The organism is Massilia cellulosiltytica, assembly GCF_047325105.1.
GTDB classification, from domain to species: Bacteria; Pseudomonadota; Gammaproteobacteria; order Burkholderiales; family Burkholderiaceae_D; genus Telluria; species Telluria orientalis.
Genome location: NZ_CP168562.1, coordinates 2,229,035 through 2,251,314, shown reverse-complemented (window position 1 = coordinate 2,251,314; position 22,280 = coordinate 2,229,035). Strand labels below are relative to the sequence as shown.

Sequence of the window (22,280 nt, the reverse complement as noted above, 5' to 3'; positions counted from 1 at the left end):
ACTAGCAGGGTTGCTAGGACGCTAAATGAATGTTGCATGGAATACTTGTTTCTCACACATCTTTCCATGGAGGAGCGGCGATGGCTAATGATTTCGTTACCGAAGCAAGCCTGCGGGAACCGTCGGCAGGCACCCTGATGATGAAAACGCCCGCATCCCTGGCGCCCTCCGTCAGCGACCTGAAAAAATACCGGATCAGCAAGCGCGAAAGCCAGGAAAAATTCTGGGGCAGATTTGGCGTCACGCAATCCAGCGGCAGCCGCTTCGAAACGGGCCTGGCCATTCCGGCCCCGGTCGCGCTGCTGTTGAAACTCTATGTCAACGGCAAGCTCAACGATGGTGATCTTCTGGGGTAATCAACCCCAGCGAGATGGCCCGCACGACCGCCTGTTGCCGGGTGTTGACGTTGAACTTCTGGCGAATATTGCCCATATGGAAGTTCACCGTCGCCTCGGAACAGCCGGTGATTTTTGAAATTTCCCACGACGATTTGCCCACCATGACCCAGTTGAGCACCTCCAGCTCGCGCGGGGTCAGGCGCGGCGCCGCCTCCTGCGCAGGCGGCGGACAGAAACGCACGCCCGACGCGTACGCATAATCCCGCACCAGCGCCAGATCGGCCAGCATGCTCGACACGTCGCGCAGGAAGGCGCCATCCGCCGCCGTGTCGACGGCAAAACTCAGCAGGCCGAACTCCCCGTTCGGACCGTGGATCGGAAACGTCACGCCGGCGCGGATGCCGTACGTGCAGGCCTCTTCATACAGCGCGCGCTGGGCCGGGCTGCGGAAGATTTCCGGCTGCCAGATCAGCGGCAAGGTGGTGGCGAGGCAATGGCTGACGACCGGATCGACATAGGCGAACCGCTCGGCGTCATAACGTTCGCGCCATTTTGTCGGGTAATTACTCTGTATAAATGCGTTCTCGAGCCGCGCGTGGCGCGAGCCCGACATGCCGAACAAGACCTTCTCGAACCCATAGTGGCGGCCGAGGGCGAACAGCGCTTCGCCCCAACTGGACGCGGTGTCGGTATGTAACAACTCGTCCAAATCGACGGTCTTCATGGATGCCTCGCGCTGTTTGAATGGGGTGTAATGACACCCCGCTATGCTAGTTGAGTTGTAACCAAAAAGCACGAAAAATTGGTCTTTTATTCATTATGGCAGAGCCCTGACATTGGATCAGTTGTCGTTCCGATACATGTTGAACATCGTCCGCCATCGAAGCGTGCGCCAGTCTTTACGATTTTCGAATATCCTCGCGCGAATTGTCCATTTAAAATTTCAAAAATGCAAGTTTATGGTGGATTCGAAACAATCCTGTCGGCCTGGCCATATGCATGCTTGACTCGACCGAACACGGGTGTATCGTTGCGTTTCCTTAGCATTTAACAATGCGCGTTGCCTGAAAACCATGCGCCAGCCCCTTCCGCTTTCTCTTCGAGGATCTTTAGTCAATGAATAACATGACCGACATGGCTGAACAGCTCGATGTCAAGCTGCTGCTGTCCACGCTGATGGCGCTGAAAAAAGGCGACTTCTCGGTACGCATGCCGTCCGACTGGACCGGCGTGTCCGGCAAGATCGCCGACACCTTGAACGACATCATCGAGACCAAGGAAAAAATGGTCGAGGCAGTCACCGAAGTGTCGCGCGTGGTGGGCCGTGAAGGCCATCTGACGCAGCGCGCCTCCGTGCCCGGCGTCGTCGGCGGCTGGTCCACCATCATCAGCTCGGTCAATACGCTGATCGACGACCTCGTGCGCCCGACGACGGAAATGGCGCGCGTCATCGGCGCCGTCGCGAAGGGCGATTTGTCGCAGACGATGGCGCTGGAAGTGGACGGCCACCCGCTGAAGGGCCAGTACCTGCGCGCGGCGACCACCGCGAACACGATGGTGGAACAGCTGTCGTCGTTCTCGTCCGAGGTGACGCGCGTGGCGCGGGAGGTCGGTACCGAGGGCAAGCTGGGCGGCCAGGCGTACGTCCCCGGCGTCGCAGGCACGTGGAAGGACTTGACGGACTCCGTGAACTCGATGGCGGGCAACCTCACGTCGCAGGTGCGTAACATCGCGGAGGTGACCACCGCGGTGGCGAACGGCGACTTGTCGAAGAAAATCACGGTGGACGTGCGCGGCGAGATCCTGCAGCTGAAGGACACCATCAACGTGATGGTGGACCAGCTGCGCTCCTTCGCTTCCGAGGTGACCCGCGTGGCGCGCGAGGTCGGTACCGAAGGCAAGCTCGGTGGCCAGGCGTACGTGCCTGGCGTCGCGGGCACGTGGAAGGACTTGACCGACAACGTGAACTTCATGGCGTCCAACCTCACGGGCCAGGTGCGTAACATCGCGGCCGTGACGACCGCGGTGGCGAACGGCGACCTCGGTAAAAAGATTACCGTGGACGTGAAGGGCGAGATCCTCGAGCTGAAGAACACCATCAACGTGATGGTGGACCAGCTGTCCTCGTTCGCATCGGAGGTGACCCGCGTCGCCAGGGAGGTCGGTACGGAAGGTAAGCTCGGCGGCCAGGCAATGGTGAAAGGCGTCGCGGGCACGTGGAAGGACTTGACGGACTCCGTGAACTCGATGGCGGGTAACCTCACGGGCCAGGTGCGCAACATCGCGGACGTGACCACCGCCGTGGCGAACGGCGACTTGTCGAAGAAGATCACGGTGGACGTGAAGGGCGAGATTCTCGAACTGAAGAACACCATCAACGTGATGGTGGACCAGCTGAACTCCTTCGCGTCCGAGGTGACGCGCGTGGCCCGCGAAGTGGGTACGGAGGGCAAGCTGGGCGGCCAGGCGAACGTGCCGGGTGTCGCGGGTACGTGGAAGGACCTGACGGACGGCGTGAACTCGATGGCGGGTAACCTGACGGCGCAGGTGCGTAACATCGCCGACGTGACCACCGCCGTGGCGAACGGCGACCTGTCGAAGAAGATCACGGTGGACGTGAAGGGCGAGATCCTGGAACTGAAGAACACCATCAACGTGATGGTGGACCAGCTGTCCTCGTTCGCTTCCGAGGTGACCCGCGTGGCGCGCGAGGTGGGTACCGAGGGCAAGCTGGGCGGCCAGGCGTACGTGCCGGGTGTCGGCGGTACCTGGAAAGACTTGACGGACAACGTGAACTTCATGGCGTCGAACCTGACGGGCCAGGTGCGCAACATCGCGGCGGTGACCACCGCCGTGGCGCGCGGCGACCTGTCGAAGAAGATCACCGTGGACGTGAAGGGCGAGATTCTCGAACTGAAGGACACCATCAACGTGATGGTGGACCAGCTGTCCTCGTTCGCCTCCGAGGTGACCCGCGTGGCGCGCGAGGTGGGTACCGAGGGCAAGCTCGGTGGCCAGGCCAACGTGTCCGGTGTCGCGGGTACGTGGAAGGACTTGACGGAGAACGTCAACCAGCTCGCGGCCAACCTGACGAACCAGATGCGCGCGATCGGTGAAGTGGCGACGGCGGTGACGCGCGGCGACCTCTCGCGTTCCATCCAGGTGGAAGCGCGCGGCGAGGTGTCCTACCTGAAGGACAACATCAACGAGATGATCCGCAACCTGAAGGAGACGACGCAGAAGAACGCGCAGCAGGACTGGCTGAAGACCAACCTGGCGCGCTTCACGCGACTGCTGCAGGGCCAGCGCGACCTGCAGGCCGTGACGAAGCTGATCCTGTCCGAACTGGCACCGCTGGTCTCCGCGCACCACGGCGTGTTCTACATGATGGATTCGCAGGAAGCCGATGCGCGCCTGCGCATGATCGCGTCATACGGCTACCGCTCCAGCCGCAAGCTGCCGACGTCGTTCCTGCCGGGCGAAGGCCTCGTCGGCCAGTGCGCGCTGGAGAAGACCCGCATCTGGCTGACGGACGTCCCGCGCGACTACATCGTCGTGTCGTCCGGCCTCGGTTCCGCGCCGCCGACCAACATCGTCGTGCTGCCGATCCTGTTCGAACAGCAGGTCAAGGCCGTCATCGAGATCGCGTCGCTGGACCGCTTCACGGAGACCCACCTCTCCTTCCTCGACCAGCTGATGGAATCGATCGGCGTCGTGCTGAACACCATCGAGGCGAACAGCCGTACGGAATCGCTGCTGACCCAGTCGCAGTCGCTGGCGCAGGAACTGCAGCAGACGAACCAGGAGCTGGCGGAAAAGGCGCGCCTGCTGTCCGAGCAGAACATCGAGGTGGAACGCAAGAACCGCGAAGTGGAACAGGCGAAGCTGGCGCTGGAAGAAAAGGCCACGCAGCTGGCGCTGTCGTCGAAATATAAATCCGAGTTCCTGGCCAATATGTCGCACGAGCTGCGCACGCCCTTGAACTCGCTGCTGATCCTCGCGCAGCAGCTGTCCGACAACCCTGAGGGCAACCTGTCGTCCAAGCAGGTGGAATTCGCGAAGACGATCCACGGCTCCGGCTCCGACCTGCTGACCCTCATTAACGACATTCTCGACCTGTCGAAGATCGAGTCGGGCACGGTCACGCTGGACGTGTCGGAATACCGCTTCTCGAACCTGCGCAACTACGTGGACCGCACGTTCCGCCACATGGCCGAGGCGAAGCACCTCGGCTTCTCGGTGGAGCTGGCGGAGAACCTGCCGACTGCCGTCATGACCGACACGACGCGCCTGCAGCAGGTCCTGAAAAACCTGCTGTCGAACGCGTTCAAGTTCACCAGCCACGGCAACGTGTCGCTGACGATCAGCCTCGTGACGAGCGGCTGGACGGCCGACCACCCGCACCTGCTGCATGCCGACGCCGTGCTGGCGTTCTCCGTGCGCGATACGGGCGTCGGCATCCCGGCCGACAAGCTGCAGCTGATCTTCGAGGCATTCCAGCAGGCCGACGGCTCCACCGCCCGCAAGTACGGCGGCACGGGCCTGGGCCTGTCGATCTCGCGTGAACTGGCACGCCTGCTGGGCGGCGAAATCCGCGTGGAATCCACCGTGAACATCGGTTCCACGTTCACGCTGTACCTGCCGTACAACCGCGCGGGCTTCATCAACTACGAGCAGACCCGCCAGCCGCAACCGGCGCGCCTCGCGCCGCCGCAGCCGCAACCGTCGGCCCTGCCGGCGCCGACGATGCTGCTCGAAGCGGAACCCGAAGCAGTGACCAGCGTCGCCCTGCCCGACCCGTCGGCCAGCCTGGTCGAATACGCGGCCATGCTCGACGACCGCGGCCTGATCGTGCCGGGCGACCCGTCCGTGCTGATCGTCGAGGACGACGAGCGCTTCGCCAAGACGCTGCTCGAATTCGCGCGCGAAAAGAACTTCAAGGGCATCGTCACGCACCGCGGCGATTCCGCGCTGTCGCTGGCGCGCGACTACCTGCCGTCCGCGATCCTGCTCGACATCGACCTGCCGGACATCGACGGCTTCACGGTGCTCGACCGCCTGAAACGCGACCCGAGCACGCGCCACATCCCGGTGCACGTGATGTCGTCGCTGCGCGAGCGCGAGCGCGCGCTGCGCCAGGGCGCGATCTCTTACATCAACAAGCCCGTGAGCCGCGAGATGCTGCAGGAAGAATTCAAGCGCATCCAGAAATTCCTGATGGGCGGCAAGCGTTCGCTGCTCGTCGTCGAGGACGACATGGCGCAGCGCGAATCGATCGTCGGCCTGATCGGCGATTCCGACGTGCGCATCGTGACGGCGGAAGACGGCAAGGCCGCGCTGGAAGCGCTGGCGCAGCAGCACTTCGATTGCATGGTGCTGGACCTCACGCTGCCCGACATCTCCGGCTTCGACCTGCTCGACCAGATCGGCAAGCAGCAGGCGTTGCGCGACCTGCCGATCGTGATCTACACGGCGCAGGAACTGTCGCGCAAGGAGGTCACGAAGCTGAAGCGCTACGCCAAGACCATCGTCGTCAAGGATGCGCGCTCGCCCGAACGCCTGCTCGACGAGACCGCGCTGTTCCTGCACCGCTCGCAGGCCAGTCTGCCGGAGACGCAGCGCCGCATGCTGGAAGAGATCCACGCGGCGGACGGCGGCCTTGCGGGCCGCAAGGTGCTCATCGTCGACGACGACCTGCGCAACATCTTCGCGCTGTCGTCGCTGCTGGAGCGCCAGCAGATGCAGGTGCTGTTCGCCGAGAACGGCCGCGACGGCATCGAGGTGCTGGAAAAGGACCCGACCATCGAGATCGTCCTCATGGACATCATGATGCCGGAGATGGACGGCTACGACACGATGCGCGCCATCCGCCGCATCCCGAAGTTCAAGTCGCTGCCGATCATCACGCTGACCGCGAAGGCGATGAAGGGCGACCGCGACAAGTGCATCGCCGCCGGCGCGTCCGACTACATCACCAAGCCGGTCGACGTCGCCCAGCTTTTGTCGATGATGCGGGTGTGGTTGCACTGATGGCGCCTGCGACACAAGTGAACTCCAGCGCCTGGACCGGCCTCGCGGCCGGGCTGGCGGTCGAGGAGCTGGAAACGGAGCTGCTGCTGGAGGCACTGTTCCAGCGCTACGGCCACGAGTTCCGCGGCTACGACCGGGCGTACCTGCGCCGGCGGCTGGGCGACGCCATGCGCGGCCACGGCGCCGCCACCTTGTCCGGCTTGCAGGAAAAGGTATTGCACGCCCCGGCCGCGGCGTCCGCGCTGCTGCGCATGCTGGCGCCGCAGCCCGTCGACCTGTTCGAGAACACGGGCCACACGCAGCGCCTGCGCACGGTGCTGGCGCCGTCGCTGCGCGCGTGGCCCCTGCCCCGCGTCTGGCTGGCGGAATGCGCGGGCGTCGGCGAAGCGTGGGGCCTGGCCATCGTGCTGGCGGAAGAAGGCGTGCTGGGCAAGCTGGACATCCACGCGACGCTCGCCAACGAGGAACTCGTGGCCGAGATGCAGGACGCGTGGCTGCCCGTGGCCGCGCTGGACGCCGCGCAGACCCGCTACGCCGCGAGCGGCGGCCATGCCGCGCTGTCGACGTATTTCGAAGTGCGCGACGGCCAGGCGCGCCTGCAGCCGCAGCTGCGCCGGCGCATCACGTGGTCGCAGTACAGCCTCGTGACGGATGCGTCGTTCAACGAATTCCAGGCGATCCTGTGCTGCGGCGCGCTGTCGGACTTTGGCCCCGTGCTGCGCCAGCGCGTGCTGCGGCTGTTCCACGACAGCCTGGCGCGCTTCGGCGTACTGTGCCTGGACCGGCCGCTGGCCGTGTCGGATGCGTATGCGGGGAGGTACCAGGCGATCGAGGGGGATCGGCCCTGGTACAAGCGGGTAGGATAGCAGACTGCCGTCATCCCCGCGAAAGCGGGGATCCATGCTGAGGTTCCGAAGTCGCAAAGATATCGAACCCTGAAGCTCAGCATGGGTTCCCGCTTCCGCGGGAACGACGACTCATACGATCCGGGCGCTCGGACGCTCGGCAATCCTGTCCCGCCACGCCTGCAAGTTCGTCAGCCCATCGTCCGACGGCCTGAACTTCATCAACCCGCGCGCAAACTCCAGCGCGCAGAACCCCGTGATGTCGGCGATCGTGAAGCGCTCGCCCGCCAGGAAATCGCGGTCCGCCAGCACGCCGTCGAGCCAGCGCGCCGTCTCGCGCACCCTGGCGCCCTGCGCCGCGCCGAAGTCGGGAAACTGCGGCTGTTCCAGCGGCGCGAGGCCCGGATGGGTGTGGCGCACGCAGTTGGCGATGCGCAGGAACAGCTGCAGCTCGCAGCGGCGGTCCATCATCTCGATGAACGCGCGCTCCTCGAAGTCCTCGCCCATCAGGTTCGGGTTCGGATACATCCCCTCCAGGTACGTACAGATGGCGCGCGTCTCGGCCAAGGTGCGCCCGTCGGGCAGTTCCAGCACGGGCACCTGCGCCATCGGATTGAGCTGGGCGAACGCCTCGCTGCGGTGCTCGGCCTTGCCCAGGTCGATCTGCACGGTGGTGATGTCCGCGATGCCCTTCTCGGCCATGAACATCAGGACGCGGCGCGGGTTCGGCGCGCGGGTGCTCGTGTACAGTTTCATCCAGCGTCTCCTCGGTCGTTGGTCGACGCCGATCATAGCGCATCCTCTCCTTTTGCTCATTTGACAGCGCGCGCAGGTTGGCCGTAGATTGCCGGATTGGCCGCGCGCGTCCATCCGACATCACGCGCGGGTCCGACATACATACACGATAGGATTTCCATGCACCGCAAGCTGCTTTCCGCCGCCGTCGCCCCAGCGTTTACCCTTGCTCTGGCGACTGCGCCCTTTCACGTCAGCGCCGCGCCTACCCGCGCAAGCGCGACGGCGAACGCCGACACCACCACGCAACTGCCGCGCGGCGTCGTCCCGACGCATTACCAGATCGCGCTGACGCCGGACGCCGCCACCGCCTCGTTCGGCGCCCACGCCGTCGTCACGATCGACGTGGCCAAGGCCACCAGCACGATCACGCTGAACGCGGCCGAGCTGAAATTCTCGAAAGTGACGCTGGCCCCGGCGGCCGGCGGCGCCGAACGCGAAGCCTCGGTCGCCGTCGACAACGATGCGCAGACCGCCACATTCACGTTCGCCCAGCCCATCGCACCGGGCATGTACCGCCTGGCGATGGACTACACGGGCGTGATCGGCACGCAGGCCGTCGGCCTGTTCTCGCTGGACTATCCCGGCGCGGACGGCAAGCAGCAGCGCGCGCTGTACACGCAGTTCGAGAACTCGGACGCGCGCCGCATGATCCCGTCCTGGGACGAGCCCGCGTACAAGGCGAGTTTCGCGCTGGACGTCGTCGTGCCGGCCGCGCAGATGGCGGTCAGTAACATGCCGGCGACGAAAACGGAGACCCTGCCGGACGGCCGCAAGCGCGTGAGTTTCGCGACCACGCCGAAGATGTCGACCTACCTGCTGTTCTTCGCGCTCGGCGACTTCGAACGGGCCGCCGCGAAGGTGGGCGGCACGGAAGTCGGCGTCGTCACGCGCCGCGGCGCGCTGCCGCAGGCGAAGTTCGCGCTCGATGCGTCGCAGGCCATCCTGCGCGAATACAACGATTACTTCGGCGTGCGCTACCCGCTGCCGAAGCTGGACAACGTGGCCGGCGCGGGCCGCAGCCAGTTCTTCAGCGCGATGGAAAACTGGGGCGCGATCTTCACGTTCGAATACGCGCTGCTGCTCGATCCCGCGATCGCCACGCAGCATGACCGCGAAGAGATCTTCGCTACCGCCGCGCACGAGATGGCGCACCAGTGGTTCGGCGACCTCGTGACGATGCGCTGGTGGGACGATCTGTGGCTCAACGAAGGCTTCGCGTCGTGGATGGAGAGCCGCACGACCGCGCGCCTGCATCCGGAATGGAACACGCACCTGGGCGCCGTCGGCGTACGCGAAAGCGCGATGCGGCGCGACGCCATCGCCGGCACGCACCCCGTCGTGCAGCATGTGGAGACGGTCGAACAGGCCAACCAGGCCTTCGACGAGATCACGTATTCGAAAGGCGAATCCGTCATCCGCATGCTGGAAGCCTATGTGGGCGCGAACGCGTGGCGCAACGGCGTGCGCGCGTACATGCAGGCGCACGCGTACGGCAACACGGTATCGGACGATTTGTGGAAGCAGATCGAGAAGGCGGCCGGCAAGCCCGTCACCGCGATCGCCCACGACTTCACCTTGCAGCCGGGCGTCCCGCTGATCAAGGTGGGCGAGCCGGCGTGCCGGAACAATGCGACCACGGTCGCGCTGACCCAGGCCGAATTCACGCGCGACCGCGCCGGCAAGGCGCCGCTGGCCTGGCGCGTGCCCGTGATCGCGCAGATCGCCGGCAGCAAGAACCAGGCGAGCACGCTCGTCACGGGCGGCAAGGGCACGATCACGATCCCCGGCTGCGGCGCGGTCATCGTCAACGCGGGCCAGAGCGGCTACTACCGCACGCTGTACGCCTCGGCCGATTTCGCCCAACTGGCCACGCGCTTCGCCAGCCTGGCGCCCATCGACCAGATCGGCCTGCTGGCCGACAGCAGCGCCCTGGGCCAGGCCGGCCTGCAGCCCGCGTCCGACGTGCTCGACCTCGTGAAGGCGACGCCGGCCGGCGCCGATCCAGCCGTGTGGACGCGCATCGCCGTGCTGCTCGACGGCGTCCACAACCGCTACCGCGAACAGGCCCGCGGCGGCGACGCGACCCGCCAGAAGCGTTTCGACACGTTCGCGATCGCGCGCCTGGCGCCGCTGCTGGCGCAGGTCGGGTGGGCTGCGCGGCCGGGCGAGGCGTCGTCCGTCGCCAACCTGCGCGAAGAACTGGTCAATGTGCTGAGCAATCTCGGCGACGCCAACGTCATCGCCGAAGCGCGCCGCCGCTACGCCGCGCTGGCGACGGACGCCAACGCCGTGCCTGGACCGCTGCGCAAGGCCGTGATGGGCGTCGTCGCCCAGCACGCGAACGCCGCCACCTGGGACCAGTTGCACCTGGCCGCCCGCAACGAGACGACGCCGCTCGTGCGCGACCAGCGCTACACCCTGCTGGCCGCGACCGAAGACCGCGCCCTCGCCATGCGCGCGCTGCAGCTCGCGCTGACGGACGAACCGGGCCTCACGATCAGCGCCGCGATGATCTCGGAAGTGGCGCTGCGTTATCCGGACATGGCGTTCGACTTCGCGATCGCCCACCTCGCGCAGATCAACGAACGCGTGGACGCGAGTTCGCGCAGCCGCTACCTGGCGCGCCTTGCGACGGGATCGTCGGATCCGGCGATGGTCGACAAGCTGGGCGCGTACGCACAGGCGAACCTGGCACCGAGCTCGCGCGGCGACGTCGAGGCGGCCATCGCGGCCATCAAGGACCGCATCCAGGTGAACGCGGCGCGCCTGCCCGAGATCGACGCCTGGCTGGCGCAGAACGCGCAGTAAAAAAAGCGCTCTATTGCGCGGCGACCGTGCTGCGGCGCCGCGCCGTCAGCCACGCATCGAGGCGCTGGGCCGCGCCCGGCGCCACGTGCAGGCCCAGCTTCGTGCGGCGCCACAGGATGTCGTCGGCCGCCATCGCCCATTCCTGGCGCACGAGGTAGTCCGCCTCGACCTCGTACAGGCCGGCCACGATTTCCTCGCCCAGGTCGGCACGCGCGCGGCAATGCGCCAGCAGCGTGGCCAGGCGCGTACCGTAGCTGCGGGCATAGCGGGCCAGCAGGCCGTCGGGCAGCCAGGCGAACTGCTGGCGGCGCGTGCGCACCCACGCGTCGTACTCGAGCACCGCGCGCGCGACCGGCTCCTTGCCATACAGGTCGCCGCCCGGCAGGCAGGCATGCGCCGTCCACGCCGGCACCTGGCGGCCCAGCACGGGCCCGATCCAGTCGACGGCCTGTTCCGCCAGCTTGCGGAACGTCGTCACCTTCCCGCCGAACACGGACAGCAGCGGCGCGCCGCCGGCCGTGTCGTGCTCGAAGCGGTAGTCGCGGCTGACGGACGACGCGCTGCCGCCATCGTCCGCGATCAGCGGCCGCACGCCCGCATAACTCCACACCACGTCGTCCGGCCCGATGCGCCGCTCGAAGCAGCGGTTCACGGCGTCGCACAGGTACGCCGTCTCGGCGGGGCTGATGGCGATGCGGTCGACGTCCTGCGCGTCGCAGTCGACGTCGGTCGTGCCGACCAGGGTGAACGCGCCCTCGTACGGCAGCGCGAACACGATGCGGCCGTCCGGCTGCTGCAGCAGGAACGCCTGGTCGCCGTCGAACAGGCGCGGCACGACGATGTGACTGCCCTTCACGAGCCGCAGCGGACGCGCCGGGCCGGCACCCGTCGCCTGCAGGAAGCTGCCCGCCCACGGCCCGGCCGCGTTGACGAGGCAGCGCGCGTGCACGTGGACGGTGCCGTCCGCACCCTCCAGGTCGGCCTCCCACCGCTTGGCATCGCGCCGCACCCGTGCGCAGCGCGCGCGCGTGAGGATCGTCGCGCCCCGTTCGCGCGCATCGAGCGCCGCCAGCACGACGAGGCGCGCGTCGTCGACCCACGCATCCGAATACGCGAACGCCTGCGTGAAGCGGCGCTGCAGCGCGGCGCCGGCCGGATGGTTACGCAACGCGACCGTGCCTGACGCCGGCAGGAAGTCGCGCCGGGCCAGGTGGTCGTACAGGAACAGGCCGGCGCGGATCATCCAGGCGGGACGCTGCCCCGGCGCATGGGGCATCAGGAAACGCAGCGGGCGGATGATGTGCGGCGCGCTCTTGAGCAACACTTCGCGCTCCGCCAGTGCCTTGCGCACGAGCCCGAAATGGTATTGCTCCAGATAGCGCAGGCCGCCGTGGATCAGCTTGCTCGACGCGGACGACGTGTGCTGCGCGAGGTCGTCCTTTTCACACAGCACGACGCGCAGGCCGCGCCCGGCCGCGTCGCGCGCGATGCCGGCGCCGTTGATGCCGCCGCCCACGACGAGGACGTCGCACTCGATTCGTTTGCCGTGTTCACCCATGAAGCCGCACTCCGGATTGCCGGGCCCCCGCCCGGCCGCAGCCTACTCTACACCGCGAACGGGGCCCTGTGTTCGGCCATGTCAATCCGGCCGGGGTCGGCCGGCGCGGCCGTGTAGAATCGGTCCATGCCCACCGTTTCATACCACTGCTGACATGGCGCCCGACATGCGCGCCTGGGTCCGCATGCCATCCGGCAAGCGTCTCGACCTGCTGAATCCGACACCGTTCGACTGGGACGACAGCGACCTCGCCCTCGGCCTCGCGCGCACCTACCGCTGGGGCGGGCACTCCGCGTGGCCGCTGCCGCTGTCCGTGGCCCAGCATTCGATCGCCGTGATGCTGCTGCGGCGCGCGGCGTCGCTGGCGCCGCTCGCCCCCGTCGTCGAACTGCGCGAACTGTTGCACGACGCGGAGGAAGGCCTGCTCGGCTTCGACGCCGTCGCGCCGATCAAGCCATTCCTCGGCGAGGGCTTTCGCGCCCTCACGCGGCGGCTGGAACAAGCCGTGTTCCTGCGCTACCGCCTGCCCGCGTGGACGCCGGCCGAGCACCAGCTCCACAAGCGCGCCGACCGCCTGGCCGCCGCCAGCGAAGCCGTGCATGTGGCGGGCTGGTCGGCGCAGGAAGTGCGCGCGACGTTGAAGATCCGGTCCGCCGTGCTGGCGCACGATCCGCTGGTCGACGTGTATGACTGCGCGCCGTGGGAACCGTGGCCGCCTGGCCTCGCCGCCGAACGCTTCCTGGATGCACTGGAGCATTTGCAGCGCCGCATAGACGAAGGAAACGGCGCGTGAGCGCCGCCGAACTTTCCCGGGCCGCCGCGCTGCTGCGCGCTGCCGACGGTCTCCTGATCGGCGCCGGCGCCGGCATCGGTGTCGATTCCGGCCTGCCCGACTTTCGCGGCGACCACGGCTTCTGGCGCGCCTATCCGCCGCTGGCCGCGCTGGGCATCCGCTTCGTCGAGATCGCCAATCCGCACAGCTTCGACGCGAACCCGGAACTGGCCTGGGGCTTCTACGGCCACCGCCTCGCGCTGTACCGCGCCACGGTCCCGCATGCGGGCTTCGCGATCCTGCGCGACATAGGTAGCCGCCTGGAGCACGGCGCCTTCGTTTTCACCAGCAACGTCGACGGGCAGTTCCAGCGCGCCGGTTTTGGCGACGACCGCCTCGTCGAATGCCACGGTTCCATTCATCACCTGCAATGCACGCGCCCGTGCAGCGATGCGATCTGGCCTGCCGATGGCGTCGATCCCCGCATCGATCCCACGACCTGCCTGATGACGCCGCCGCTGCCCCGCTGTCCACGCTGCGGTGCGCTGGCGCGGCCCAACATCCTGATGTTCGGCGACGGCCGCTGGCTGGACGCCCGCACGGAAGCGCAGTACGCCCGACTCGAGCGCTGGCGCGCGCAGGTGTCGAACCTCGTCGTCATCGAACTGGGGGCCGGCACGGACGTGCCCTCCGTGCGGCGCATGTGCGAAGCGCAGGGTGCGCCGCTCGTCCGCATCAATCCGCGCGAGCCCGACGTACGTACCGGCCGGGGTGTCGGGGTGCCGCTGGGTGCGCTGGACGCCTTGGCGGCGCTCCGTGCAGCGCTCGGTTGACTTGATCCTTATCGACACGAAAATGCTCGATGCGGCATCAAGTCCGCGACCTAAGGCATTGATTCGACGGGATTAATTTTAATATCCACAAGAAATGTGGATAACTGTGTGGACAAGCGCCTCTTGACAAGCCGGAAGCCCAGTATTGATGCGGGTTTCAACAAACTGCCCATTGAACGGGCAAAATCAAAAATCAATTAAATCAACGACTTACTGTTGCTCGTGTTTTAAGCAGGCACTGGAAATGCGGCAAATTCCTACAAAATCGACCCAGCGTGGATAACTTTGTCACAGTGTTCCGATTCTGCCCACTTTTGCCGTCATCTTGCCGTTATTTTCATTTCCAGGCATTGCGGGCGCGTTCGCGCACCATCATCCGCACGCTGTCCGGCATCGGCTTGCGCACCTGCAACGTTTCGGCATTCGTCCAGACGCATTCCTCGAAGTGCTTGAGCATGACGGGCGTGACGAAGCGCGTGCGCTGCGCATAGACGTGGCGGTCGCCCATCTGCGCCTGCTGCTTGATGAAGAAACGGTTCGGGACGATGAGGTGCAGGTGTTCCTTGGCGCGCGTCATGGCCACGTACAGCAGGCGCCGCTCTTCCTCGATGTCCTCGGCACTCCCGGTCGCCATGTCGGATGGGATGCACCCGTCGACGACGTTCAGCACGTGCACGGCCTTCCATTCCTGCCCTTTGGACGAGTGGATCGTCGACAGGATCAGATAATCCTCGTCCAGCAGCGGCGGGCCCGCGCGGTCGCTCGTCGCTTCCGGCGGGTCGAGCGTCAGTTCGGTGAGGAAGTTTTCGCGCGAGCCATAGCCGCCGGCCAGCGCCACCAGCTGGTCGAGGTCGGCCGCGCGGACCGGTGCGTCGTCGTGCAGGCGCTCGAGGTGCGGCAGATACCAGTCGCGGACGAGCTCGATTTCCAGCGGCCAGCGCAGACCCGTCGTGCGCAGTGTGCGGAACAGCGCGGTAAATTGCTCCCACTCCCCTTGCGCGCGTGGAGGCGCGGGAAACGCGTCGACGGCCGCGACGGGGTCAGCCGCCTCGGCCACCGCATCGAGCAGGCGGGCCGCCGTCGCCGGGCCGATTCCGGGAATCAGTTGCACGACGCGGAAGCCCGCCACGCGGCCCGCCGGATTCTGGGCGAAGCGCAGCATGGCGAGCACGTCCTTGATATGCGCCGCTTCCAGGAATTTGAGGCCGCCGAATTTCACGAACGGGATGTTGCGCCGCACGAGTTCCAGCTCCAGCGCCGCGCTGTGGCTGGCGGCGCGGAACAGCACGGCCTGCTGTGTCAGCTTGATGCCCGCCTCGCGCTGTTCCAGCACGCGGTTGCACACCCAGCGCGCCTGCTCGGCCTCGTCCGGGATCAGCACGAGCTGCGGCTTGCCGGTAGCGACCTTATCGGTCCACAAGGTCTTCGCATGGCGCTCCAGCGCGGCGGCGATGACGGCGTTCGACGCGTCGAGGATGGGCTGCGTCGAGCGGTAGTTGCGGTCCAGCGTGATCAGGCGCGTGTGCTCGCCGAACTGCTTCGGGAAGTCGAGGATGTTGCGCACCGTCGCGCCGCGGAACGAATAAATGGATTGCGCATCGTCGCCGACGACCATCACGCCCCGCCCGTCCGGCTTCATGCCTTGCAGGATCGCGGCCTGCAGGCGGTTCGTGTCCTGGTATTCGTCGACGAGCACGTGATCGAACAGCGCGCCCAGTTCCGGCCCGAGTTCCGGATCGGACGCCATCTCGGCCCAGAACAGCAGCAGGTCGTCGTAGTCGAGGACGTTCTGTTCCTGCTTGGCGTCGACGTAGGCGCCGAACAGGCGCTTGAGCTGTTCTTCCCATTCGCTGCACCACGGGAACGTCGACTGCAGCACGTCGGCCAGCGGCTCGCGGGCATTGACGACGCGCGAGTAGATCGCGAGGCACGTGCCCTTCAGCGGAAAGCGCTTCTGGCCGGTCGATGCACCGAGGCCCACATCCTGGCGCACGAGGCCCATCAAGTCTTCGGAATCGGCGCGGTCGTGGATCGTGAACGATGCTTCCAGTCCGATCCGCCCCGCGTACTCGCGCAGCAGGCGGGCGCCGATGCTGTGGAACGTGCCGGCCCATGGCAGGCTGCCCACCGCGGTCGACGTGCCCAGCACGCGCTGCAGCACGCCGGCGGCGCGCTGGCCCATCTCGTTGGCCGCGCGGCGCGAAAACGTCAGCAGCAGGATGCGTTGCGGATCGCTCCCCGCCAGGATCAGCTTCGCGACCCGGTGCGCCAGCGTATTCGTCTTGCCCGAGCCGGCGCCCGCGACCACCAGCAGCGGCCTGACCATCCCCGCGCCCACGTCGTGCTCGAGGGGGGCGCGCTGCTCGGGATTCAGGCCGGCGAACGGATCGGCGGGTGCGGCGGGCCGGGAAACGGGGGTGGCGGTGGCGACGGACATGGCGGTTGAGGATAGATGCTCAACTGTACATTTGTCCAGTATCTTTATGCAAGCGCAGATAGCAATGTCGCAAACCAGCGTCAACGGGCGCGGACGCTCACGGCCCCTGCCCGCCTCGCTTGCCTCTTCAACAAGGCTTGATCAGATATCCACAAAAACTGTGTATAAGGTTGTGGAAAAACACCCTCTTGACATGCCAAAACCAAGCAGGAATGCGGGTTTCAACAATTTGCCCGTTGTGTGGGCAAAACTCAACCTTCACAAAATCAATGAGTTACCAGGACAAGTGACGCACGAATCGAAAAAATAAGCAACATGCAGTCGAGCAAGATTGTGCACAACTGTCGAGCTTGTCGCTCATCGCACCCTTACCTGCACCAGGAGCGCCTGCGCCCCGGCTCCGTCAGCACGCGTTCGATGACGTCGTTGCCGACGTTCTGCGAACGCAGGTATTCCACGGCCGACATCGTATTGCTGCGCTGCTGGAGCGCAATACCCAGGTCGACGATATCCTTCTGGTCGGTATCGCGCCGCTGGTAAGGGACGGACAACTGACCGTCTTCGAGCTCGAGGGTGTCTTGGTTCATCGCAGTTCCTGACTTTGATGGATTGAAGGGATTGCTGCCTAACGAGTATTTCCCACCTTTGGCCAAAGTCAAGATTAATTTTTATCCAATGTGGCATCCGTTTGTGAATTCCTCATGACAAACCCGCGCCGCATGCGCGCGCCGCGCCGTTTTCGCTGCGCCTAGAATGGCCTCGTCGATCCAACCACCACGAGGACTCCATGAGCGCAATGCCCGATCCCGACCTGAAACCCGGCGACGAAGCCGAACCCGGCACGCCAGGCGCCGGCGAAGACCTGTGCGAAACCTGCGGCGGCAGCGGCAAGCTGGCCGACGGCAAGACCTGTCCCGAATGCGAAGGCACGGGACGCGTGATGCGGGGCATCGGCGGCGGCTGACAGCCGGAGCGCCGGAGCGCCACATGGACAGGATGCCGGGCGCGGCGCGATAATCGGTGCATGAATGCCCCGCCCAGCTCCCCGCCGTCCGGCACGTCCGCACCGTCCGCAAGCGCCAACCGTCCCCGCTCCCTCGCCGACCTGTTCATTTCCTTCACCTTGCTGGCCCTGCAGGGGTTCGGCGGCGTGCTGGCCATCGTCCAGCGTGAAATCGTCGACCGCAAGCGCTGGCTGACCCAGGAAGAATTCATCGAAGACTGGGCCGTCGCCCAGATCATGCCCGGACCGAACGTCGTCAACCTGTCGCTGATGATCGGTGGCCGCCATTTCGGCGTCCCCGGCGCCCTCGCCGCACTGGCCGGCTTGCTGACCGTGCCCCTGGTCCTCGTCATCGGGCTGGCCGTGCTGCACGACCGCTTCGCCGACAACCCTGTCGTCGCCGGCGCACTGCACGGCATGGCCGCCGTCTGTGCCGGCCTGATCGGTGCGGCCGGCCTGCGCCTGGCAAGCGCGCTGAAGAAAAGCCCGATGCCCCTGTCCTGGTGCCTGGCCATCGTGGCGGCCGGCTTCATCCTCGTCGCGTTCCTCAAATGTCCGCTCCCCTGGGTGCTGTTCGGCCTCGGCGGCCTGGGCTGCGTCCTCACGTACCGCCGGCTCGCAACATGACGGCGCCCCTGCACCTCGCGCTGGACTGGGCCGACTGGCTCGATTTGCTCGGCCACTTCCTCCAGATGTCGCTGATGTCGGTCGGCGGGGCCATCTCGACGTCGTCCGAGATGCACCGCTTCCTCGTCGAGCAGCACCACTGGCTGACCCAGGAACAGTTCAACCAGTCCATCGCGCTGGCGCAAGCCGCACCGGGGCCGAACGTCCTGTTCGTCGCCCTGATGGGGTGGTACGTCGGCATGAACGGCGGCAGCACGGCGGCCGCGCTGTTCGGCGTGCTCGTGACGATGGTCGGTATCATGACGCCGTCCACCATCATCACCTACACGGCCGCCCGCTGGGGCCACCGCAACCGCGACCTGCGCGCCGTGCGGGCCTTCAAGCAGGGCATGGCGCCCATCGTGATCGCGCTGCTGCTGTCCACCGCCTGGATCATGGCCAGTTCCGCCGGCGCCGGTGTCAGTGCCGGCGCCGGTGTCAGTGCCGGTGCCGGCGCAGCTGCCCCGATCGCGTCCGCCGTCCTGGCGAACTGGCCCCTGTGGCTCGCCGCGGTCGTCAGCGGCCTGATCATCTGGCGCACGCGCATCCATCTGCTGTGGCTGCTCGCGGCCGGCGCCGTGCTGGGGGCGCTCGGGCTGATCTGAAGCGCAGTAGCGGCCCGCCTGCGGACCGGGCATACTTGCGCTTTCGATCAGCCAACCATCCGATGGACCGAGCCATGCCCGAACTCCTCAGCGAACACGTTTGTTTCGACGGCGTCCAGCGCTTCTATAAATACGATTCCGCCGCCATCGGCCTGCCGATGCGTTTTTCCGTGTACCTCCCTCCCGGCGCGCACGGCAAGCGCCTGCCCGTCCTGTTCTACCTCGCCGGCCTGACGTGCACCGAAGAGACCTTCATGATCAAGGCCGGCGCCCAGCGCGTGGCGGCGCAGGAAGGCCTGATCCTGGTCACGCCCGACACGAGCCCGCGCGGCGCCGGCGTGCCGGGCGAGACCGACAGCTGGGACTTCGGCGCCGGCGCCGGTTTCTACGTGGACGCCACCCGCGAACCGTGGTCGACCCACTACCGCATGTACAGCCACATCCTCGAACTGCGCGCGCTGGTGCTCGCCACCTTGCCGGCCGATCCGGCGCGCGTGGGTATCTTCGGCCACTCCATGGGCGGCCACGGCGCGCTGATGCTGGCGCTGCGCAACCCCGACCTGTTCCGCTCCGTGTCGGCCTTCGCCCCCATCGCCGCGCCGTCCCGCTGCCCGTGGGGCGAGAAGGCGTTCGGCGGCTATCTCGGCACCGATCGCGACGCGTGGCGCGTCTACGATGCGACCGAGCTGATGGCCTGCGCCGACGCCCCGCCCTTCCCCAAGGGGATCCTGATCGACCAGGGCCTGGGCGACAAGTTCCTGGCCGAACAACTTTACCCGGAGGCGTTCGAGGAAGCCTGCCGCGCCGTCGGCCAGCCGCTCGAATTGCGCCGCCACCCCGGTTACGACCACGGCTATTACTTCATCTCCACCTTCGTCGAAGACCACTTGCGCTTCCACCGGCGCAACCTCGGCTGACGCCCGCACCTGCCCCGGTCCACACACTGTCGTTGACCGGGGCGGTTGCGCAAGAATTCCCCGCTTTCGTTGGCCTGCTGTCCTGCCTCAAAGGTCCGACCCGGCCCCCGCGCACGGTACGAGACGACGCTTGCAAACCCGATTCGACCGCCCTATAAATGGTGTTGCGGCGCCCTGCGCGCCGCGGGACATCATTCTTGAAAGGGAGGTCTATCATGAACCTGATCAGAAGAGGCACGACGCCGCTTTCCACATTCCGTCCCGGCGCCATGGAAGACCAGTTCGGACGCATGGTCGAGAACATGTTCCAGGACTTCTTCGCGCCGCTCGCCCAGGGGCGCTGGGCCGGCGAGGACGTCGGCATGCCGCGCCTGGACGTCAGCGAGACGGACAAGACCTTCGAGGTGAAGGCCGAACTGCCGGGTGTCAAGAAGGAGGACGTGCACGTCTCGATCGACGGCCAGCGCATCACCATTGAGGGCGAGTGCCAGCAGGCAAACGAACAGCGCCAGGGTGAACAGGTGGTGTATTCTGAGCGCTCGACGCGCAAGTACCAGCGCAGCTTCACGCTGCCCTCCGAAGTCGACGATGCCAGCGCGCAGGCGCGGCTCGAGGACGGCGTCCTGATGCTCTCGCTGCCCAAGAAACAGGGCGGCACGGCGCGCCAGCTGACGATCCAGTAGGGTCGATGAGCCGCACGGCGCGGTTCGCGAGCGGACGGTCTGCGGGCCGCCCGCGACCGCGCTCACGCCGTGCCCGGTTCGAGATCAGGGAAGGACTCTGAAAGCGTGCGCATCATGGCCGACATCCGTCATTTCAAGAATCGCACCGAAGCGGGCCGGCTGCTGGCGCAGCGGCTCGCCGCCTATACCCGGCATCCGGACGCCATCGTGCTGGCACTCCCGCGCGGCGGCGTCCCGGTCGGGTTCGCCGTCGCACAGCGGCTCGGCATCGCGCTCGACGTCCTGCTCGTGCGCAAGCTCGGCATGCCGCGCCACGAGGAATTCGCGATGGGCGCCGTAGGCAGCGGCGGCGTCCGCGTGCTCCAGCCCGGCGTGCCCGGCCTGATGGGCGTCACCGCGCAGGACGTGGAAGCGGTGAGGGCGCGCGAGCTGGCCGAACTGCAGCGGCGCGAGCGCGCCTACCGCGGCGGCCGGCCGCTGCTCGACCTCGCCGGACGCAGCGCGATCCTCGTCGACGACGGCGTCGCCACGGGTTCCACGATGCTGGCCGCCATCGAAGTGGCGCGCCGGCTGGGTCCGCGCGAGCTGGTGCTGGCGATCCCCGTCGCGCCGCCCGACACGGCGGCCGCGCTCGAGGCACGCGTCGACGAACTCGTCTGCCTGTCGACCCCGCCCCACTTCCGCGCCGTCGGCCAGTGGTACGGCGCCTTCGAACAGACCAGCGACGAGGAAGTGCAGGATTTGCTGGCCACCGCCTGGCATGACGAGGCGGCGGCCAGGGCCAGACCAACCGGAGGAGCCAATCATGAAAAACACGACGGACACAGGCTATGAAATCGCGAAGTGGATCGGCGGTGCCGCTGCCGGCGCGCTGCTGATGTACATGCTCGACCCGGACCGCGGCGGGGCGCGGCGCGCGCAATCGGCCGCGGCCGTGCGCAACGCGGGCGCGCGCACGTCCAGCGCGCTGGGCAACGTCTGGCGCGGCGCGGGCGAACGCATCGGCGCCGCCGGCGACGAACTGCGCGACCGCGCGGCCGGCTTGGCAGACGGTGCCGGGGCCAGGTCGGGCTCGGCGCTGGAGCGCATGGGGCACGCGGCGAGCGAAGCGCTCGACGCCGGCATCGACAAGGCGAAGGACGCGCTGGCCAGGGCGGGCGACGCCGTCGGCGGCGGCATGGACAAGGCGCGGCATGCGCTGGGCAGTGCGGCCGACGGGGACGGACATGCAGTCGGCAACGGCATGGACAAGGCCCGCGCCATGGCGCATGACGTCCGCACCCGTGTGCGCGCTACCCTGCAGGCGGGCCCGGGCGGCGAATGGACACCCAGCGCGCGCAATTCCGCCCTGGCCGGCGGCGGCCTGCTGGCCCTGTATGCGCTGAGCCGGCGTTCGCCGCTGGCATGGATGCTGGGCCTGGCCGGCGCCGCGCTGCTGGCCAGGGGCGCCACCAACCAGCCGCTGCTGGGCATGCTGCGCGGCCGCGGCATCGGCATGGACCAGACCATCGACTTCAGCAAGGCGATCCATATCGACGCCGCGCCCGAAGACGTCTACGATCTGTGGACCCATTACGAGAACTTCCCGCACTTCATGTCCCACGTCGTCGAGGTGCGCGACCTCGGCCGCGGCCGCTCGCACTGGGTCGTGCGCGGCCCCGGCGGCAGCGAGTTCGAATGGAATGCCGTGCTCACCGAGCAGACCCGGCCGCACCGCCTGGCGTGGCGCAGCGAAGCGGGCGCCGACATCCCGCAGAGCGGCTCCATCGAGTTCGAGCCGCATCGCGGCGGCACCCGCGTCACCGTGCACATGTCGTACACGCCGCCGGCGGGCGCCGTCGGCCACGGTCTCGCGACCCTGCTCGGATCCGATCCGAAGTCGCAGATGGACGACGATCTCGCGCGCATGAAGGCGTTCATCGAACGGGGCGCCGTGCCGCGCGATGCCGCGCGTCCGCGCACCAGCAGCCGCTGGCTGCACTGAGGT

General features: G+C 66.9%; 18 protein-coding genes. 13 read left to right on the top strand and 5 right to left on the bottom strand.

The features are described 5' to 3' along the window. Positions 1-80 precede the first annotated feature (80 nt). Complete coding sequence (locus tag ACEN9H_RS10070) at positions 81-356, top strand: helix-turn-helix transcriptional regulator (protein ID WP_056135468.1); 276 nt, start codon at positions 81-83, stop codon at positions 354-356. On the opposite strand, the gene ACEN9H_RS10065 is transcribed toward ACEN9H_RS10070, so the two are convergent. Continuing rightward, positions 331-1,062, bottom strand: coding sequence for a helix-turn-helix transcriptional regulator (locus ACEN9H_RS10065; RefSeq protein WP_082577398.1), 732 nt, complete (start codon positions 1,060-1,062; stop codon positions 331-333). The genes ACEN9H_RS10070 and ACEN9H_RS10065 overlap by 26 nt on opposite strands. Before the next feature lie 392 nt (positions 1,063-1,454). On the opposite strand from ACEN9H_RS10065, the gene ACEN9H_RS10060 reads away from it, so the two are divergent. Together ACEN9H_RS10060 and ACEN9H_RS10055 are read left to right on the top strand one after the other, a co-directional pair. Beyond that, positions 1,455-6,368 carry a response regulator gene (locus tag ACEN9H_RS10060; RefSeq protein ID WP_371766487.1) on the top strand — a complete coding sequence of 1,638 codons (4,914 nt, stop codon included), beginning with the start codon at positions 1,455-1,457 and terminating at the stop codon, positions 6,366-6,368. After that, positions 6,368-7,234, top strand: coding sequence for a CheR family methyltransferase (locus tag ACEN9H_RS10055; RefSeq protein WP_413674649.1), 867 nt, complete (start codon positions 6,368-6,370; stop codon positions 7,232-7,234). The genes ACEN9H_RS10060 and ACEN9H_RS10055 overlap by 1 nt, the downstream gene beginning before the upstream one ends. Positions 7,235-7,345: 111 nt before the next feature. Here ACEN9H_RS10055 and ACEN9H_RS10050 read toward each other — a convergent pair whose 3' ends face one another. Next, positions 7,346-7,969 (bottom strand): glutathione S-transferase family protein, encoded by a 624-nt coding sequence (locus ACEN9H_RS10050; protein ID WP_413674648.1) that lies wholly within the window; start codon positions 7,967-7,969, stop codon positions 7,346-7,348. Between the two features lie 159 nt (positions 7,970-8,128). On the opposite strand from ACEN9H_RS10050, the gene ACEN9H_RS10045 reads away from it, so the two are divergent. Beyond that, a complete protein-coding gene (locus ACEN9H_RS10045; RefSeq protein ID WP_413674647.1) occupies positions 8,129-10,819 on the top strand; it encodes a M1 family metallopeptidase in 2,691 nt (896 codons plus the stop codon). Positions 10,820-10,829: 10 nt separating this feature from the next. On the opposite strand, the gene glpD is transcribed toward ACEN9H_RS10045, so the two are convergent. Beyond that, a complete protein-coding gene (gene glpD, locus ACEN9H_RS10040; protein WP_413674646.1) occupies positions 10,830-12,377 on the bottom strand; it encodes a glycerol-3-phosphate dehydrogenase in 1,548 nt (515 codons plus the stop codon). Between the two features lie 166 nt (positions 12,378-12,543). Between glpD and ACEN9H_RS10035 the strand changes: the two genes are divergently transcribed. Together ACEN9H_RS10035 and ACEN9H_RS10030 are read left to right on the top strand one after the other, a co-directional pair. Then, entirely contained in the window at positions 12,544-13,170 is a 627-nt protein-coding gene (locus ACEN9H_RS10035; protein ID WP_413674645.1) for a phosphohydrolase, read from the top strand. Further along, the gene (locus ACEN9H_RS10030) at positions 13,167-13,982 is read left to right on the top strand and encodes an SIR2 family NAD-dependent protein deacylase (RefSeq protein WP_413674644.1); all 816 of its coding nucleotides are present in this window, start codon (positions 13,167-13,169) and stop codon (positions 13,980-13,982) included. Before ACEN9H_RS10035 ends, ACEN9H_RS10030 begins: the two co-directional genes overlap by 4 nt. A gap of 337 nt (positions 13,983-14,319) precedes the next feature. Here ACEN9H_RS10030 and ACEN9H_RS10025 read toward each other — a convergent pair whose 3' ends face one another. Both ACEN9H_RS10025 and ACEN9H_RS10020 read right to left on the bottom strand, forming a co-directional pair. Further along, the gene (locus tag ACEN9H_RS10025) at positions 14,320-16,419 is read right to left on the bottom strand and encodes an ATP-dependent helicase (protein ID WP_413674643.1); all 2,100 of its coding nucleotides are present in this window, start codon (positions 16,417-16,419) and stop codon (positions 14,320-14,322) included. Between the two features lie 368 nt (positions 16,420-16,787). After that, entirely contained in the window at positions 16,788-17,006 is a 219-nt protein-coding gene (locus ACEN9H_RS10020) for a hypothetical protein (RefSeq protein ID WP_056135495.1), read from the bottom strand. 200 nt (positions 17,007-17,206) lie between these two features. Between ACEN9H_RS10020 and ACEN9H_RS10015 the strand changes: the two genes are divergently transcribed. The 7 genes from ACEN9H_RS10015 to ACEN9H_RS09985 all read left to right on the top strand — a co-directional run bounded on the left by ACEN9H_RS10015 (position 17,207) and on the right by ACEN9H_RS09985 (position 22,277). Beyond that, positions 17,207-17,383 carry a hypothetical protein gene (locus ACEN9H_RS10015; RefSeq protein ID WP_181158672.1) on the top strand — a complete coding sequence of 59 codons (177 nt, stop codon included), beginning with the start codon at positions 17,207-17,209 and terminating at the stop codon, positions 17,381-17,383. A gap of 60 nt (positions 17,384-17,443) precedes the next feature. Beyond that, on the top strand, positions 17,444-18,049 hold the full coding sequence (locus tag ACEN9H_RS10010) for a chromate transporter (RefSeq protein ID WP_413674642.1): 606 nt from the start codon (positions 17,444-17,446) through the stop codon (positions 18,047-18,049). Beyond that, positions 18,046-18,693 carry a chromate transporter gene (locus ACEN9H_RS10005; protein WP_413674641.1) on the top strand — a complete coding sequence of 216 codons (648 nt, stop codon included), beginning with the start codon at positions 18,046-18,048 and terminating at the stop codon, positions 18,691-18,693. The genes ACEN9H_RS10010 and ACEN9H_RS10005 overlap by 4 nt, the downstream gene beginning before the upstream one ends. A gap of 74 nt (positions 18,694-18,767) precedes the next feature. After that, positions 18,768-19,610 carry an S-formylglutathione hydrolase gene (gene fghA / locus ACEN9H_RS10000; RefSeq protein WP_413674640.1) on the top strand — a complete coding sequence of 281 codons (843 nt, stop codon included), beginning with the start codon at positions 18,768-18,770 and terminating at the stop codon, positions 19,608-19,610. Between the two features lie 215 nt (positions 19,611-19,825). Further along, entirely contained in the window at positions 19,826-20,293 is a 468-nt protein-coding gene (locus tag ACEN9H_RS09995) for an Hsp20/alpha crystallin family protein (protein WP_082577399.1), read from the top strand. A gap of 114 nt (positions 20,294-20,407) precedes the next feature. Continuing rightward, on the top strand, positions 20,408-21,127 hold the full coding sequence (locus ACEN9H_RS09990; protein ID WP_413674639.1) for a phosphoribosyltransferase: 720 nt from the start codon (positions 20,408-20,410) through the stop codon (positions 21,125-21,127). Further along, positions 21,099-22,277 carry an SRPBCC family protein gene (locus ACEN9H_RS09985; protein WP_413674638.1) on the top strand — a complete coding sequence of 393 codons (1,179 nt, stop codon included), beginning with the start codon at positions 21,099-21,101 and terminating at the stop codon, positions 22,275-22,277. Before ACEN9H_RS09990 ends, ACEN9H_RS09985 begins: the two co-directional genes overlap by 29 nt. Positions 22,278-22,280 lie beyond the last annotated feature (3 nt).